Origin of the sequence: Streptomyces sp. RLB3-17, assembly GCF_007113425.2 — a bacterium.
In the GTDB taxonomy this organism is placed as follows: domain Bacteria; phylum Actinomycetota; class Actinomycetes; order Streptomycetales; family Streptomycetaceae; genus Streptomyces; species Streptomyces mirabilis_D.
In genome coordinates, this window is record NZ_CP041610.2 from 11,192,937 (window position 1) to 11,207,935 (window position 14,999).

The 14,999-nt window shown below is 68.1% G+C and carries 17 protein-coding genes and 1 pseudogene; 9 read left to right on the forward strand and 9 right to left on the reverse strand.

Going from position 1 to position 14,999, the window contains the following annotated elements; genetic code table 11:
- Both FNV62_RS50450 and FNV62_RS50455 read right to left on the reverse strand, forming a co-directional pair.
- Positions 1-933 (reverse strand): alpha/beta fold hydrolase, encoded by a 933-nt coding sequence (locus FNV62_RS50450; protein ID WP_225900696.1) that lies wholly within the window; start codon positions 931-933, stop codon positions 1-3.
- A 473-nt stretch (positions 934-1,406) separates the two neighbouring features.
- On the reverse strand, positions 1,407-1,664 hold the full coding sequence (locus FNV62_RS50455) for a hypothetical protein (protein WP_054230231.1): 258 nt from the start codon (positions 1,662-1,664) through the stop codon (positions 1,407-1,409).
- A gap of 688 nt (positions 1,665-2,352) precedes the next feature.
- Between FNV62_RS50455 and FNV62_RS50460 the strand changes: the two genes are divergently transcribed.
- The 3 genes from FNV62_RS50460 to FNV62_RS50470 are packed head-to-tail and all read left to right on the forward strand — an operon-like array spanning position 2,353 to position 3,435.
- Complete coding sequence (locus FNV62_RS50460) at positions 2,353-2,568, forward strand: hypothetical protein (protein ID WP_144316259.1); 216 nt, start codon at positions 2,353-2,355, stop codon at positions 2,566-2,568.
- Positions 2,558-3,106 (forward strand): sigma factor, encoded by a 549-nt coding sequence (locus FNV62_RS50465; protein WP_143630096.1) that lies wholly within the window; start codon positions 2,558-2,560, stop codon positions 3,104-3,106. Before FNV62_RS50460 ends, FNV62_RS50465 begins: the two co-directional genes overlap by 11 nt.
- The gene (locus FNV62_RS50470; RefSeq protein ID WP_143630098.1) at positions 3,097-3,435 is read left to right on the forward strand and encodes a hypothetical protein; all 339 of its coding nucleotides are present in this window, start codon (positions 3,097-3,099) and stop codon (positions 3,433-3,435) included. Before FNV62_RS50465 ends, FNV62_RS50470 begins: the two co-directional genes overlap by 10 nt.
- Positions 3,436-3,677: 242 nt before the next feature.
- On the opposite strand, the gene FNV62_RS50475 is transcribed toward FNV62_RS50470, so the two are convergent.
- Positions 3,678-4,133 (reverse strand): nuclear transport factor 2 family protein, encoded by a 456-nt coding sequence (locus FNV62_RS50475; protein ID WP_143604646.1) that lies wholly within the window; start codon positions 4,131-4,133, stop codon positions 3,678-3,680.
- A gap of 134 nt (positions 4,134-4,267) precedes the next feature.
- Here FNV62_RS50475 and FNV62_RS50480 point away from each other — a divergent pair, with 134 nt between their 5' ends.
- A complete protein-coding gene (locus FNV62_RS50480; RefSeq protein WP_225900697.1) occupies positions 4,268-4,885 on the forward strand; it encodes a TetR/AcrR family transcriptional regulator in 618 nt (205 codons plus the stop codon).
- A 135-nt stretch (positions 4,886-5,020) separates the two neighbouring features.
- Here the strand turns inward: FNV62_RS50480 and FNV62_RS50485 are convergent, their stop codons facing one another.
- Both FNV62_RS50485 and FNV62_RS50490 read right to left on the reverse strand, forming a co-directional pair.
- The gene (locus FNV62_RS50485; RefSeq protein WP_143630100.1) at positions 5,021-5,692 is read right to left on the reverse strand and encodes a hypothetical protein; all 672 of its coding nucleotides are present in this window, start codon (positions 5,690-5,692) and stop codon (positions 5,021-5,023) included.
- Between the two features lie 125 nt (positions 5,693-5,817).
- The gene (locus tag FNV62_RS50490) at positions 5,818-6,441 is read right to left on the reverse strand and encodes a TetR/AcrR family transcriptional regulator (protein ID WP_143630102.1); all 624 of its coding nucleotides are present in this window, start codon (positions 6,439-6,441) and stop codon (positions 5,818-5,820) included.
- A 111-nt stretch (positions 6,442-6,552) separates the two neighbouring features.
- On the opposite strand from FNV62_RS50490, the gene FNV62_RS50495 reads away from it, so the two are divergent.
- The gene (locus tag FNV62_RS50495; protein ID WP_143630104.1) at positions 6,553-7,350 is read left to right on the forward strand and encodes an acetoacetate decarboxylase family protein; all 798 of its coding nucleotides are present in this window, start codon (positions 6,553-6,555) and stop codon (positions 7,348-7,350) included.
- Positions 7,351-7,488: 138 nt separating this feature from the next.
- Complete coding sequence (locus FNV62_RS50500) at positions 7,489-7,890, forward strand: tautomerase family protein (RefSeq protein WP_054235726.1); 402 nt, start codon at positions 7,489-7,491, stop codon at positions 7,888-7,890.
- A 312-nt stretch (positions 7,891-8,202) separates the two neighbouring features.
- On the opposite strand, the gene FNV62_RS50505 is transcribed toward FNV62_RS50500, so the two are convergent.
- Entirely contained in the window at positions 8,203-8,736 is a 534-nt protein-coding gene (locus FNV62_RS50505) for a TetR/AcrR family transcriptional regulator (RefSeq protein WP_097282185.1), read from the reverse strand.
- A 22-nt stretch (positions 8,737-8,758) separates the two neighbouring features.
- Positions 8,759-9,595 carry an alpha/beta fold hydrolase gene (locus tag FNV62_RS50510; protein WP_143630106.1) on the reverse strand — a complete coding sequence of 279 codons (837 nt, stop codon included), beginning with the start codon at positions 9,593-9,595 and terminating at the stop codon, positions 8,759-8,761.
- 455 nt (positions 9,596-10,050) lie between these two features.
- On the opposite strand from FNV62_RS50510, the gene FNV62_RS50520 reads away from it, so the two are divergent.
- The 3 genes and pseudogenes from FNV62_RS50520 (at position 10,051) to FNV62_RS50530 (ending at position 12,593) form a co-directional block, all read left to right on the forward strand.
- Positions 10,051-10,269 (forward strand): hypothetical protein, encoded by a 219-nt coding sequence (locus FNV62_RS50520; protein ID WP_164331416.1) that lies wholly within the window; start codon positions 10,051-10,053, stop codon positions 10,267-10,269.
- Positions 10,270-10,649: 380 nt separating this feature from the next.
- Entirely contained in the window at positions 10,650-11,603 is a 954-nt protein-coding gene (locus FNV62_RS50525; protein ID WP_143630108.1) for an immunity 49 family protein, read from the forward strand.
- Positions 11,604-11,735: 132 nt separating this feature from the next.
- Positions 11,736-12,593 (forward strand): annotated as a pseudogene (locus FNV62_RS50530) (IS5 family transposase).
- A 19-nt stretch (positions 12,594-12,612) separates the two neighbouring features.
- Here the strand turns inward: FNV62_RS50530 and FNV62_RS50535 are convergent.
- Positions 12,613-13,359 (reverse strand): phosphotransferase family protein, encoded by a 747-nt coding sequence (locus FNV62_RS50535; protein ID WP_143630110.1) that lies wholly within the window; start codon positions 13,357-13,359, stop codon positions 12,613-12,615.
- 192 nt (positions 13,360-13,551) lie between these two features.
- Complete coding sequence (locus FNV62_RS50540) at positions 13,552-14,520, reverse strand: alpha/beta hydrolase (protein WP_143604654.1); 969 nt, start codon at positions 14,518-14,520, stop codon at positions 13,552-13,554.
- Between the last annotated feature and the right edge of the window lie 479 nt (positions 14,521-14,999).

The following is a 14,999-nucleotide window of genomic DNA, read 5'->3' on the forward strand; positions in this document are numbered from 1 at the left end:
TCAGGGCCGGGAGCGCCTCAGACGGCGGCCCAGGAGGATGGCTCCGGTGCCGGCGATCAAGGTGCCGGCGGCGATGCCGGTCAGTGCGGTCTCGGCCCGGGCGTCATGGGTGGTTCCGGTGGCGGCCAGCGCAGGCCGGGCGGGATCGGCCGCAGTGGCGGCTTGGAGGAGGAGGGCGGTGACCGCGTCGGGGTGGGAGATCATGGCCACGTGGGAGGAGTTGATCTCCACGGTGTGTGAACCCGCGCGTTTCGCCTCGAAGCGTTCCTGATCGGGATTGATGGTCTTGTCCTGCTTCGCGACGAGGAACCACGACGGGATGTGCTTCCAGGCGGCCACCTTGGCTGTCTCCGAGAACGCGGTCGTTGCCGCAGGTCGCTGGGTGACCGCCATGACCCTCGCGGTGTTGACCGGCAGGTCCGCGGCGAAGACCGCATGGATCCTGTCGGGCTTGAGATACAAGTCTGTCCCGCTGACGCCACCGGCCCGGTAGGGAACGGATTTCGTGGCGGTGCCGAGTTCGCTGGGGTACTTGGCCCCCAGGGACATTCCGCTCTCGCCCACATCGGGCATCAGTGCCGAGACGTACACCAGGGACTTCACCCGGGGGTTGGCCGCGGCGGCCGTGCTGATCACGGCGCCGCCGTATGAGTGACCAGCCAGCACGATCGGGCCCTTGATGCTGTCCAGTACGGAGGCGATGTAGGTGGAGTCGGTATACAGCCCGCGCAGCGGGTTGGCGGGAGCGATGACCGTGTAGCCGCGGCGTTCGAGCCGTTCGACTACCCCATTCCAGCTGGAGGCGTCCGCGAACGCCCCGTGCACCAGCACGATCGTGGGTTTGGTCGTGGCCGTGGTTGTGGTCTTGCCGGCGTCCGCGGCGACAGGGACCGCCAGGACCGTGGACAAGGCCACGGCGCACCCGGCCGCCATGACGTGCACGCGATGTATTCGGCTCCGTGAACCCGGGACCGGAAATGCTGGCATGCCGTTCTCGCTTTCCGTGAGACCTATGACACGGATTGTTCAGGCGTCCGCACCGGCAGGCTCGGCCAGCACTCCAACCGGGTGAACGGGTGAAAGTAGTACGCCCCGGGAGTGAATGCCGGAGGCAAAGGGTGTTCGGAACCTACGTCGTGCCCCTGTGTGCAGTCCGACGTCCCCTCTGGAGCCGTGCGCAAAGCGCTGGCTCGAACAGTTTCCGTCGCAGAAAGCGCGCCGCTGCGCGAACTTCCGTTCGGCTCGGAGAGCCCAAACTCGGCGACGAGCAGTGGCGGCTGTCGGTTACGAAGTCAGTCGGCGCTCCCGAATGTTCTGGCACCTTGCTGGATGGCCCGTTGCGTTCAACGGGCCATCGATCAGGCAGTGGCATTCGCTACGTGGCGCCACCGGGAGACCAGGAACGATCAGGAAGCGATCCTGGCGTTCAGCCCGTAGTCCAGTTCTGAACCATCGACCAGCACCGCCTCGACCGTGCGTGTACTGGGGTCGATGTCGGCCACGATCCCGTCCCCTGCGTAGCGGGGGTAGCCCGAGGCGCCCGTCTCGCCCGTCGCTTCGACGACCGCCGATCGCACGGCCGAGTCCTCCACAGAGGCGCCGCCTCTGCCCTCGATGTGTTCAGGTACCAACAAGATACGGAAGCGCTGCGGCTCTGTAGTCATGCTCCGGTATTTAATCGCCTGTCCCACCAACCGTGGGAAAGGCGCACGACAGGTCTGCGCAAACAGGCTCCGTCGGCTGGGCGTCCCCACCCGGCAGGGAGGCACGGCAGGATTCGCGAAACCTGTCCGTCGCCCCGCTCTACCGCTCTACGGCTTCGCCGGGGCGCCTGTCCGAAGAGGGCGAAGAAAAGGATCGTTCCACGGGTGACGCGGAAAGATGACGGTTGTTCGGTAGTCCAGCACTGGCAACTGCTGTTTGGGCCATCCGCGTTGGCCGCGGCACTCGTATTTCGTCACGATTTGATGACGAAGGGTCGTGCTGTGTGTGCTGGGCGGACGTCTGTGGCGTGGGGGTGGTGAGACGGCGGTGGGGCTCGCCCCAGTGGTTCAGGCCGTCGGACCCTTCCTCCAGGACGAACGAAGGATCGACTATGCAGCACTGCACATGGGGATTTGCCGCTGTCGGCGTGGCCACCGGGGGTCTTTGCGCCGTGTTGGCCACTACGGCGCTCGCCGCGTCCGATCACGGAACCGAGCGTCAGGCCATCAAGCAGTCGCAGACGGCTGCCGCGAAGCCGGGGGCGTCCTTCGGCGTCAAGCCTGTGGCGGGAGCACCAAGCAGTCGCAGACCGCGGCCCAGCAGCCCGCGAAGACGAAGGTGTCCTCCAGCGACGGGACCAAGTCCCAGATGTCCGAGGAGAACCAACTGCTCTTGAAGATGCAGATAGAAATCAAGGCGTCGTCCGGTGGTCCGACCGCGGACCACGTCACCAAGGCCAACAAGCTGGTCGGGCAGTTGAAGGCGGAAGGCAGGGCCACCGGCGCAACTTGCGTGGCTGGCGCTGACTCCCGCTCAGAAGCGCGTGGAGGCGACCCCGGTGGGCGCCAGTTGAGTGGAACGTGAACGCAACGGTGGCCGAGGGCGGCAGGCCGACCTGACGGGCTTCGAGGAGTTCTACCAGTCGGCGTACGCGCGCCTGGTCGGTCAGTTGTTCTCGGTCACCGGCAGTCTCGAGCAGGCCGAGGACGTCGTGCAGGAGGCGTTCATCCGGGCCCTGGACCGCTGGCCCCGGATCCAGGCTTATGACGTGCCGGAGCTGTGGGTGCGCCGGGTGGCGATCAACCTTGCGGTCAGCGAGATCCGGAGGTTGCGCCGACGCGCTCCGGCTTTGCTGCGCCTGGGTGCCCAGCGCCCGCAGCAGCAACAGCACGGGGCGCTGGTTCACCGGCACCCGGCGCAGCATCTCGGCGACACCCATCGTCTGCGGCGTGAGCTGGGCCCTGTCCCGCCATGGCCGACCCTGAGCACAGTCTTCGCGATCTCGTCGAGGAGGGCACCCGGGCCTCACGGCAACCGCCGGTCGCTGACCTGCGGCGCCGTGCCCGGCGTCGCCGTACGTTCCGTGAGGCCGCGACGGTCGCGGCTGCGGCCATGGCGGTGACCGTCCTCCCTCTGGCCGTCCTCCCTCTGGCCGTCCTCCCTCTGGCCGTCCTCCCTCTGGTCGGCTCCGGGCGTTCCGGATCCAGCGCGCCCGGTCCGACGGCGCCCAGCGCACTCCAGCCCGGGGTCACCGAGTCCACGAAGTCGTTGGTCGCTTCGCCGGGCGAGACCGTGCCCGGCGGCACGATCACGCTCAAGGGCACTGGCTGCGCTCCGGGGAAGCCGGTGTCCTTCGGGATCCGCTGGGACCGCGGTGCGAAGCTGAGCCTCTCGATGGAGGAGCGGAAGGCTCAGGGACAACCGCAAGCAACCGCTACGGCAGGCGGGTAGTACACACTGACCTCGGTCAACGCACTCGCCACCGGGTCCTTCGAAGCCAGGGTCACGCTTGCGACCACTCCCGTGATCAACAAGCCCAGACTGTGGGCGCGATGCCAGACCCCGGCCCCGTCCCAACCGCTCACCCAGTACGTCTCGATCCTTGTCCACAGCGCCTGGTACGGGCCCTGGTCCTACGCGGCGCGGTCATCCGTCTCCGCAGCCTCCGATGAAGATCTGAATCGGTCCATGCTCTAGGCCGAGGTGGTACTGCTCGCCTGCACGGCTTCGACAAGTGTGTCGAGTTGCCCGCGGACTCGGGCGGCGGTGACATGGTCGAAATAGTCGCGGGAACTGATGATCTGACCGTCGCGCACCCGCAGCACGAAGATGCCGGGCAGCACGAAGGGTTCTTCGGTCTCCGCGACTGTTCCCTGGTACTCGAACTCGGCGACGATGACCTCGGGGTCGGTCGTCTCGTGGATCGTGATGTTGGCTGCCCGACGTTGCAGCCGGGGGCCCGCGTCGGTCGGCCTGAAGTGTTGGCGCAGTTCGTCACGGGTACGGAGCGCAGCGGCACGAAGCGGGTCGAACGGGTGCACGACGTGGGTCTGCTCCGCGTACAGATCGGGCAGTTCGCTCCAACGGCCCTCCGCAACACCGTTCACGAGCGCGAGGAAGACTTCCCGCGGGCTGAGGACTTGGGTCATGGCACTCTCCTGTCGTCGGCGCCGACGTGCAGTGGTGTCGCACTACTATCCAGAGTGCGGACTCCGAGTATACGGAGTCGTGACTTCGGATAGCGAGATACGGCGGGATACGGCGAGATACGAGTGAAAGCGCCATGAGCACCTCAGGTAACCGAGACATGGGCGGCAGACGGCCGCAACGCGCTGACGCGCGAACGAACCGCGAGCGGATCCTGAACGTCGCCGAAGAAGTCTTCGGTAAGGGGGGCCAGTCTGCGTCCACCGAGGAGGTGGCCCGCCTGGCCAACGTCGGCATCGCCACGGTCTTCCGTCACTTCCCCACCAAAGCGGCGCTGCTGGAGGCCGTTCTCGTGCAACGGTTCGATCGCCTGCGCGAGCAAGCCGAAACGCTGTATCACGCCCCGGACCCGGGTGCGGCCTTCTTCGACTTCTTCAGCCACCTCGTCGCCGACGCGGCCGGTAAAATCGCCATAACCGAGGCGCTGTTCGAGGCCGGTGGTGACAACGGCGGAGACGCGGCTCAGGCATCGTACGGACTGCGTCGAGCCGTCGGTGCTCTGCTTCAGCATGCCCAACGCGCCGGCGCCGTCCGAGATGACGTCGAACTGCCCGAGGTGTACGCCCTGCTCGTTGCCACATCACGAGCCTCCGCACAGGCTCACCTCGAGGGAGAGGTACGAGACCGGATGCTGGCCATCATCTTCGACGGCCTGGCGCCACTCCCGAAGGCGCGAGCGCGGCTGAAGACCTGAACTCGGCACCCGCTCCAGTGCGTGACCACATGGGTTCGCCGGTTTGTGGCGCTGGGTTCTCGGGGAGTGCTGCGTGAGTCTTCACCGTGGGCGGGTAGCCGTTCTCCTCGCCGCCTGAGGGGCCTGGCGAACTGTCTACCAACCCAGTTGGGCTTCCCCGAAACGAAGTCCGGTGTCTTGCAGCCAATCCCGTGCGTCCGCATCGGAGTTACGTGTGCCGATGGACAGGTACACGGTGTGCCTGCCTGGATCAGGTTCACTGCACTGCTCGGTCCATGTGCTGTTGAGGCACAGTTGGACGCCGCAGAGGTTGGGGTTCGGTAGGCCGCGCAGTGCCGAGAACCAGGAGATGCCGATGGACAGGGGGCCGCAGGCCGCGACCGCGCCGTCGATCTCCGTCTCGGTGCACTCGTCGCAGTCACGGAGGGGAAAGGTGGAGGGCGTCTTCCCCTGCATCAGCTGGAACTGCACTCCCTGCGGCAAGGGCCACAGGGACGCCAGTTCAGGTTGCAGCTCCGTCTCCACCCAGCCCAAGGACGTGTCGCGGAAGCCCAAGCGGTCCAGGGTCTCCCAGAGTTCCTGGACGCGCGAGTCCTGGAGGTCCCGCTGTGAGCAAAGGAAAGTACCGCAGGTGAAGTACTGCCGGGCGTACTGGAACTGTTCCTGCGTGGCGATGTCGTTGAAGCAGAGGGCAGGCAGGTCCGGCGCTCCGGCGCCGAATCGGGCGAGCAGTTGACGAGCGAACAGTAGAGCGCTGCGCGCGTCCGGCAGCGGTTCCAGCACCTCGTAGAGCATCGACGCACCCATCGGCCCACCTCCCTCGCCCGCACCTTAGTCGGGCGGACCCATCCGGCAATCGGGTTAACGAGAGCTGACGTGGCTGCGGCTCGGCATGCGCCACCCGCACCGCAGACTCCTGCACGCAGCCCGTGTCACGCGTTCGTATTCGGGTGCACCCCTGCTTCTCGGTGGGGGAGCAGCGGGGGAGTGTTGGTGACGAGTCGGACGAGGTGTTCGGCGAGGTCGGTGTCGAGGGGGGAGCCGGTCATGAGTCGCCGGTAGAGGATGGTGCCGGCCCAAATGTCCTGGACGAGATCGATGTCGAGGTCGTGGGGCAGGTCACCGCGTTGGATTCCACGGCGCAGTGCTGCGGCGATGTTCTCGCGCTTGCGGTACAGGAAAGCCTCCCGGAACCGGGTCATGAGTTCGGGGTGGGGGAGGAGGCCACCGGCGAGTGCGGGCAGCGAAGTGGCCATGTCCTCGTTGGCGTAGTTGTCGATGGTCATGTCGACGGCGTGACGCAGTTCGGCGTGGGTGTCGTCAAGATCGGGGATCTCCTCGGCGCGGAAGATCTCGGCGAGCGCGTCGGCGACGAGTGCTTCCTTACTGGGCCACCAGCGGTAGATGGTCGATTTGCCGACGCCCGCGGCCGCCGCGACGGCCTCGATGGTCAGCGCCGGGTATCCCTGTCCCGACAGGACGTCACGTGCCGCGTCGAGGATCTTTGAAAGGGAGCGCGGCCCAGCCGCCGGACCTGAAGAGAAGACGGGTGCCATGAGTTAAACGATACGTATCGTTTCGTATGCGGGTCAAGGTGTGTTAGCGTCGCGTTCATCGATGAAACGCTACGTATCGTTTCACTCCAGTCTCTTCCCGAAGGACGTGGCATGAAGGGTTACACCGTCCCCCTGTCTCCCGGTGGCGTCGCGAACCTGGCGCCCGCCCCGCCGTGGCACTACGCCGGCACCGTGGTGGGTGTGGAGTTCTTCACCGACCCGGCCGCCGCCGCAGCGACTCTGCCCGAGGGTCTGGCCTCCGATCCGGACTCCGCCGGCCGGGGCGTCGCGATGTTCATCGACTGGCAGTACTCCTCCACGGACCTGGAGTACCTCGACCCCGCACGCTCGCAGTACCGGGAGTTCCTCGTCACCCTGGACGCCCACTACTACGGCGCGCCGGTGGCCTGGTGCCCCTACATCTACGTCGACAACGACTCCGCCATGGCCCGTGGCTGGGTCCAGGGCTTCCCCAAGAAGCTCGGCGCCGTACACCAGACCCGCGCCTATTCCGTCGGCGGTCCCGGCACCCCTGTCCTCGGCCCGGGCGGACAGTTCGGCGCCACCGCCTCCGCCGCCGGACAGCGCATCGCCGAAGCCAAGATCACCCTCGAACAGCCGGTCCTCGACCCCGCCGCCCTGATGAGCCGCCCCGTGGTCAACCTCCGGCACTTCCCCCGCCTGGCCGCCGGACAACATGACAAGCCCGCCGTCCACGAACTGGTCATGTCCGTCCTGGACGGCGCCGCCGTCAGCGACGCCTGGGCCGGCACCGCCGACCTTGCCTTCCTCCCCGCCCGCGGCGAAGAACTCGCCGACCTGCCCATCCAGCGCACGGGCAGGGGATTCCACTTCGACCTCGCCTACACGGTCACCGACCTCAAGACCCTCATCGACCACAGCAACTAGTCAGCCCATACGCCACGAGGGCCCCGCCACCAGCCGCCACCCCGGTGGCCCGTCCCCCGAGAACGAAGCATCCCCAACGCGGCTGTGCCCCTGATGTCCTGGGGGCACGCCCGCCGCTCTCACATTTCAGGAGTCGACGTGCCCATCTACACCTGCACCACCGCCCAGGGAACGCTGAGGGCCGACGCCAAGGGCGCACTGGCTACCGAGATCACCAGGATCCACGCGGAGATCAACCACGTCCCGCCCGCCTACGTCAACGTGGTCTTCTCCGAGCTGCCTCAGGACAGCGTCTACGTCGGTGGAGAACCAGGAGCGCCGCTCCTGATCGGCGGCTGGGCTCGCCGCGGCCACCCGCAGGAGGAGACGACCCGCTTGGCACTCGAGCTGTCGGCGGCCGCTTCCCGCGTCACCGGGATCCCCGAGCGCCGCATCCTGGTGGTGATCCAGGACAGTCCCGCACGTTCCGCTGTCGAAGGCGGCCAGGTCCTGCCCGACCCGGGTCAGGAGAAGGAATGGCTGAGCCGTCAGGAGGCGTAGGGCCCGGGCCGGGGTGACGCCGCGTGGGCCCTTACATGTCATCTCGATTGGCCGTTCGGCGGTTCAGTGCGATCACGCGGTGAAGAGTGGGAAGCCGTCCTCCGGCACTACGCATCGCCGTAGGCCCTCGCAAGCCCGGTGACCGCGAGCCCGGGTCACATGCTTCCAGCCGCCCATCTCAATCCGACGTTCCGATCCATGTACGACGACTCGGTGCGGGCGCGTGGCTTCTTCGACGTACGGCTGTTCCGGGCGCCGGAAGCCGTACGCCTGGCCCCGGAAATGTGGTGATCGTCGGCGGCGGCAGCACTCTCACATGGCGCGCAGGCCCCGGTCGGCGAAGGCGATCAGCCACTCGAAGCTCTCGTCGATGTCGGCGCTCCACTGGAAGCCGTTGGCCACCTGCAACGTGGCGAATCCGTGGCAGAGACTGCGGAGCATACGCAGGGCGTGGTCCACGTCGGACTCCGGGACCTCGTAGCCGCGCAGGACCGTCATGAACGCGCCCAGCAGCCGCTGGCCCGCGATGGCCAGCGGGTCGTCCGGGCCGGACGGTTCCACGCCGATCGTCGCGGCGTACCGGCCGGGGTGCTCCAGGACGAAGGCGCGGAAGGCGCGCGCCGCGGCCGCCAGGGCGTCGCGACCCGCGTACCCCTGGACCGCGCCGCCGACGGCGTCGGCGGCCTCGCTCAACGCCAAGGCCGCGATACGCCGGTTGAGGTCTTCCTGGCCGCCCACGTGCTTGTACAGGGACGGCGTACGCACGCCCACCCGCTCGGCCAGCAACCCCATCGTCAGGTTGGCGAGGCCCACCTCGTCGGCGAGGGCGGCGCCGGCCGCGACCACGGCCGTCGGGTCCAGACCGACCCTAGGCACGAGCGGCGTCCGATCCGAGGAAGGCGAGCATGAGCGAAACCACCTGTTCGGGGAACTGGTCGTGCGGGTAATGCCCGGCGCCCTCGATCATCTCAAGGCGACCGAGGCCGGACGGCAGGGCGTCAATGATCGCCGAACCCTCGGCGCGCGGGTCGGCCCAGTCGGGGTCGAGTGTGCCCATCACGACCAGGGCCGGGCAGCGGACGTTGCCGAGCTGCGCGCCGGCATCGGTCGGGGCGCAGCGGCCCATGCCCTGCATGGCCTTCATCCGGCCAGGCTCGCGCAGCAGGGAGTCGATGCGGTCGAGCCGCTCGGACCAGTCGGCCGGCTTCACGCCGGGGTAGGCCACGTCGAGGTACGAGCGCCAGAGCGGCGCGCTGCCGAACGCGCCCGCGCCGAGCAGCCGCAGCATGCCCTGCCGGAAGCGCTTCACCCGCAGGTCGCCGAGGCGGATCGACTGCTTGCGGGTGAACGGCGCCAACTCGACAACCGCGGTGATCAGCGAGGGCTCCTGCGCCGCGGCGATGGTGGCGGCGCCGCCGGAGATGGAGTGGCCGACGAGCACGGCCGGGCCGCCCAAGTGGCGGATCACGGCGAGCAGGTCGCCGGCGATGGCGGTGCGGCTCCAGGCCGGCCAGCCGACGCTGGACTCGCCGCAGCCCCGCAGATCGACCGCGGCGACCCGATAGCCCGCCGCCACCAGTGGCGGGATCACGGCACGGTACGCGGTGCGGCTGTCGCCCATGCCGTGTGCGAGAACGATCAGCGGGCCGAACCCCGCCACCTCGTATGCGATCGTGCCGCCGTCGACGGCAAGGTACTCGGTCATGGCATCCCCTGTCTGGCTAACTCTGTTAGCTAAAAGCTAATCCCATTAACCAACCCTGTCAACGGCGAAATCCCCGGCACGGCCAGGAGAAGCGACGAAGCGTCGCGGAAGGGGGCAGGCTCGGATCGGGATCGAGGGGAGGTGCCGAGGACGCTTCCGGCGGCGTCGGGGCCTCAGGGGCGACGTACTCCGGGACGGACGCCGTGGAGCTCTACGAGGGTGGTCTCCAAGCCCGTACGGGAGGTCTTGCTCTCGTCGGCGGGTTGCCGGGTGCTGTCGGTGAGCTGCTCCTCGTGGTCCGGGTTCGCGCTCCTCGTCGTCCTCGAGTCGCTCGGGCCGGGCGAGCGACTGGCGTGCGTGCGGTACGACCTGTGCGCGCTGCCGTTCGACGCCAACGGCCTTGCCGGGGTCGTGTCTTGGCGCGAGGACGGCGCGGCTTCGATCCGGACGTCGCCTTGCAGCCGACGAATACCTTCCACGTCGGCTTCTGGTTCAACGACCTCGCGGACGCCGTACCCTGCGGTTTCACCGGCCCGCCCACCCCGTTCAACGGCGAGCTTCAGGCCGGCCCGCTGGCCTTCATCACCCGTCCGAACGCCGGTGCTGGTCTCGGTCCCCTGTGCACCAAGCCGGACACGTCCACGGCGGGCCGCCGCAAGCGCGGGCGCATCTGATGGCCCGTCTCAGGATCGTGACCGGCCACGACGCCCAGCCTCAGCCGGGGCAACCGGGCTTTGCCCATGCGGTCACCGTACGACCCGGCTCAGCCCATGCACATCGCACAGCTCAGAGGCCCGCGTCTCAGAGCCCTGAATCATTGTCGTGGAGGGCTCAGGCACAGCTGCTCACCCACCGGCGGGGTGTTGCTCGACTTCCTTCATTCGATTCCGGCCTGAAGTCGCCGACGTTCCACTTGCCTTCGCGCGAACGCGGCGGTACCGCCCACCTGGCGCCCCTGTCAGCGCCGGGGTCGCGCGGCCGGACCTGGGGCGATGTCCGAACCCGCTGATAGCGTGCCGCGTCCAGCGGAAGAGATCACGGGGGGACGGCAGACGTGCAGGAAGTGACGCGCCATGAGGTCAGCGGACAGCGAATAGCCCAGGCACTCGACGACATCGGTCGACGGACCCGGCGGCGGTGGCACTGGCTGCGCTACGACGACCCGTCCCCCCAGAAGCTGCAGGAGATGCATGACGAGCTCCTCGACCACATTGCCGCCCGCACCGTTGAGGATCCCGCATTCGACGAGTCATCGCGCACGGCACTGCGGACCGCGGCGGAGTGCTCCCTGGGGGCGCTGAGTGTTGGCTGTTTCCCCGACGGTGACCAGGAAATCTACTTCCCGCTGATCGGCGAGACGCTCAGCAGCGAGGACATCGCCTTCGGCGACGCCATCGAGCAGGTCCCCACGGCCAGATGGTGGTGCGACACGTTTGCGATGTGCCTGGTCAGCGGACTGGTGTGGGAACGGCAGCGGGCGATCGGTCTGCTGCTGCGGAGCGACTACGCGCCCGCGATCCGAGACGGGGTGCCGTACTCGAAGCTGAATTCGACGTCGGATCCGGCGGACCTCGCTGCGATGGACGCACTGTGCGGCTACCTGACCCAGGCGCGCGGGCACCTGCCCCGGGACTGGCCCACCGTGACCCTGTGCAAGCCGGACACCGACGAGCGCGCCGAGGCGGCCCGGAAACTGGACGCAGCCCGCCCCCTGACATCGGATCAGCGCCTCCTTCGCGTGCTTCTCGACGACGACCAGCACGCCTTTGAGCGGGCTCTCGCGGCCCGGCTCTCCGAGCACCGGGAGTGCATGGGATCCGATCCCGTTCCCCGTACTCTGCTGCCGCTCAGCGCCCTTGCTCTGGCCGCCCTTGCGGTACAAGTGCATGGGTGGGATTTGGGTGTCCGGTCCGGCTATCTGCCGCAGGGCATGCTGGGTTCCCCGGAGGCGCCGCGGCGAACGGAAGACGTCGGCGGAAAGGACTCGGGACGTTGGACCGCCAAGTAGTCAGTTCAGACAGGGGTAGTCAAAGGAGGTTTCTGGACCTCTGGGAATGACGGTGGGTCAGTTCTCGTTGATGCTGGCCGAAGGGGGTGCGAGCCAGCCGAGACGAGGAAGACCGCTGCAAGACCGTGGGAGATCGACGACGAGTTGTGGGCGCGGATCGAGCCGCTGCTGCCGGTCGTCCCGCGCAATCCGCAGCGTCCAGGTCGTCAGCGTCTGGATAATCGCAAGGTGCTGTGCGGGATCCTGTTCGTGCCGTACACCGGGATCCGCTGGGAGTTTCTGCCCCAGGAGCTGGGCTTTGGCTGGGGGATGACCTGCTGGCGACGGTTGCGGGACTGGAACGAGGTCGGGGTCTGGCAGCGCCTGCACGAGCTGCTGCTGTCCGAGCTGCGGGCCGCAGACCTGCTGGACTTCTCCCGCGCAGTGGTCTACTCGAGCCACATCGGCGCGATGAAGGGCGGGCCGGCCACCGGTCCGTCCCTGGTGGACCGGGGCAAGGCCGGCAGCAAGCACCATCTGATCGTCGAGGCGCACGGCATCCCGCTCGCGGCAATCACCACCGGCGGCAACGGCAACGACGTCACCCAACTGATCCCGCTGATCCAGGTCGTCCCGCCGATCCGCGGCTAGCGCGGCCAGCCACTGCGCCGCCCCGGGTATCTGTACGCCGACGGCGGCTATGACCACGAGGGCTACCGGGACGAGGTCTGCCGGTTCCAGATCACCCCGCACCTCGCCCGGCGCGGCACTGGGCACGGCTCCGGCCTGGGCGTGTACCGCTGGGTCGTGGAAGGAGCGATCGCGCTGCTGCACTGGTTCCGCCGCCTGCGCATCCGCTGGGAGATTCGCGACGACATCCGCCACGCGTTCGTCGCCCTCGGCTGTGCCGTCATCTGCCGGCGACGACTGCGCACCGCACTGTGTCGAGAGCAAGGGCAGACGATGCGCCCCTGGGGATGGCCTGCTCGATGCGTCAGGACGCATACGTAGCAGTCGGGCTCGCGCAGCCTCACATCCGGGATCTCAGCACGTCGACCTCACAGCCCGGCTCGAACGGGTCGAAGCCGTGTTCGATCAGCCAGCGAATCACCAGCAGGCTTCGCAACGACCACCATGCGTGGATCACGTCGAGGTCGATGTCGGTGCCATAGCCGGCGATGACGTCGTCGAGGTGCTCCTCGTGTCCGAGCGTGAAGGTGGCGAGGTCGTACAGGGCGTCACCCTGGCCCGCCTCGGACCAGTCGATGATGCCCGTGACCTTGCCGCCGTCGACAAAGACGTGCGCGATCTGCAGGTCGCCGTGCGTGAACGCCGGAGTCCACGGCCGGAGCGCGGCCTCGGCGACCTGGCGGTTGCGGGTGACCAGGTCAGAGGGCAGGACACCGTTCGTCACGAGCAACTCGCACTCGTCGTCGAGTTCCGCCGCCAGCGCGACGATGCTCCGGCCGGCGCGGCCCGGCAGGGGCGGCAGGGGCGCGTCGTGCAGCTTCCGGATGGCGGCGCCCGCCGCGGCCCATGCCGCCGGTGACCCGGTCGACGGCCCGCCGAGGCGCCCAAGCGTCGTCCCCGGGAGCGCGGCGAGCGCGAGCACGGGCGGCTTGCGCCACAGGACCTCCGGGGTCGGGACCGGCGCGAGGGACATCGCCTCGACCTCGACGTCGATGCGCGCCTGATCGACGTCCACTTTCAAGAACACGTCACCGACGCGCAGAGTCGCGCGCTCGGAATGGGCGACGACGACTTTGACCTCATCCATGGGTGACCAGTATCCCGGGGATCATCGCCGACGTCGCCGGGTTTATCGCGTGCGATTACGCGGCTGACCGCCTCCCGATACCCGGCGGCCTCGTGCGCGACACCGACCTCTGATCAGGTCAAGTCCACCACTTTCGTTGGGAGTCCTAGGCTAAGAGGCATCGCCGAAGCGTCACCACGGACATCATCGGTGTCAGTCGTGCAGGGCGGTCTTGAGTGCGTCGATGGCGAGGTGGCGGGCGACCTTGGTTGCGTTGGTGTCACGGAGGAGGTCCAGCATCAGGAAGTCGTGGACCATGCCCAGAACGCGGACCGCGGTGACGTCGACGCCGGCTTCACGCAGCTTCGCCGCGTAGGCCTCGCCCTCGTCACGCAGGACGTCGGCCTCGTCGGTGATGACCAAGGTCGGGGGCAGGCCGCGCAACTGGTCGATGCTGGCCCGCAGTGGCGAGGCGTAGGGCTCGGCGCGCTGGGCGGCATCGGTGGTGTACTGGTCCCAGAACCAGATCATTCCGTCCCGGGTCAGGTACTCCCCGTCCGCGAACTGTAGGTAGGACGGGGTGTCGAAGTCGGCGTTGGTGACGGGGTAGAGCAGGACCTGGCAACCGACCCGGACATCATCGCCCCTGTCCTTGGCCATCAGGGCGAGGGCCGCGGACATGTTGCCACCCACGGAGTCGCCGCACACGGCGAGGCGCGAGGCATCCAGGCCGTGCTGTGCGCCTTCGCGGGCGGACCACTGGGCCACGGCGTAGTTCTGCTCGATCTGGGTGGGGTACTTGGCCTCGGGGGCCCGGTCGTAGACGGGGAAGACCGCAGCCGCGCCGGCGCCGACGGCGAGTTCGCGTACGAGGCGGTCGTGGGTGTTCTCGTCGCCGAACACCCACCCGGCTCCGTGGATGTAGAGGATGACCGGAAGAGTCCCGGAGATGCCGGCCGGGCGCACGATGCGGGTGCGTACCTGCCCCCACTTGCCGGCGTCGACGGTCACCCATTCCTCCTCGACGTCGGGTTTCGTGACACCTTCTCCGGTCTGCAGGCCGGCCAGGATGTCACGTCCCTGATTCGGCGACACCTCGTAGATCCGGGGGTGCGGGGAGGTCGCCTCGGCAAGTTCTTGCGCCGCGGACTCCAGGATCGGAGTGGGAAACACTGAAGGCATGCTGATCTTCCTTTCCCTGCGGGTTGGGGGGCAGTAATGACGTCAGATGCACTATTTGCATAGATATATGCACCTTTCATTAGGGTAGCGGGGCGGCGATACGCCCGCGATCGCACCAGACCGTCCCTGGGGTGGGCAGAGGAAGGGCAACGGCAACGTGCTGATGAGCACGGCACACCCCCTGTGACAGCGGGCGCTGCAACCCGAACGGGTCGATCCGTTGGTTGATGGCCCTCGAGCGCAAGGGAATTCTCTGCCGCGACCCGCACCACCCCGCGCCGACCGGGTCCGGCCCTCGTGGGAAGGGCTGCCCGCACAGGACGGCCTGCGGGGTCGTCCGGGGTCCAGTCGAGGTAGCGCTTGCCGGGAAAGACCGGGCAGGCGTCGCCGCAGCCCAAGCTGACGACACCGTCGGTGGCGCGGACGATCGCGTCGGCCCAGGGTTTGGCGAACTCGGGGGAGATGTCGATGTCGCGCTC

Excerpts from the sequence above, each read along its gene's own strand:
- FNV62_RS50450 (WP_225900696.1), bottom strand. The coding sequence starts at position 933 with ATGGCGGCCGGGTGCGCCGTGGCCTTGTCCACGGTCCTGGCGGTCCCT.
- FNV62_RS50455 (WP_054230231.1), bottom strand. The coding sequence starts at position 1,664 with ATGACTACAGAGCCGCAGCGCTTCCGTATCTTGTTGGTACCTGAACAC.
- FNV62_RS50460 (WP_144316259.1), top strand. The coding sequence starts at position 2,353 with ATGTCCGAGGAGAACCAACTGCTCTTGAAGATGCAGATAGAAATCAAG.
- FNV62_RS50470 (WP_143630098.1), top strand. The coding sequence starts at position 3,097 with ATGGCGGTGACCGTCCTCCCTCTGGCCGTCCTCCCTCTGGCCGTCCTC.
- FNV62_RS50475 (WP_143604646.1), bottom strand. The coding sequence starts at position 4,133 with ATGACCCAAGTCCTCAGCCCGCGGGAAGTCTTCCTCGCGCTCGTGAAC.
- FNV62_RS50480 (WP_225900697.1), top strand. The coding sequence starts at position 4,268 with ATGAGCACCTCAGGTAACCGAGACATGGGCGGCAGACGGCCGCAACGC.
- FNV62_RS50485 (WP_143630100.1), bottom strand. The coding sequence starts at position 5,692 with ATGGGTGCGTCGATGCTCTACGAGGTGCTGGAACCGCTGCCGGACGCG.
- FNV62_RS50490 (WP_143630102.1), bottom strand. The coding sequence starts at position 6,441 with ATGGCACCCGTCTTCTCTTCAGGTCCGGCGGCTGGGCCGCGCTCCCTT.
- FNV62_RS50495 (WP_143630104.1), top strand. The coding sequence starts at position 6,553 with ATGAAGGGTTACACCGTCCCCCTGTCTCCCGGTGGCGTCGCGAACCTG.
- FNV62_RS50510 (WP_143630106.1), bottom strand. The coding sequence starts at position 9,595 with ATGACCGAGTACCTTGCCGTCGACGGCGGCACGATCGCATACGAGGTG.
- FNV62_RS50535 (WP_143630110.1), bottom strand. The coding sequence starts at position 13,359 with ATGGATGAGGTCAAAGTCGTCGTCGCCCATTCCGAGCGCGCGACTCTG.
- FNV62_RS50540 (WP_143604654.1), bottom strand. The coding sequence starts at position 14,520 with ATGCCTTCAGTGTTTCCCACTCCGATCCTGGAGTCCGCGGCGCAAGAA.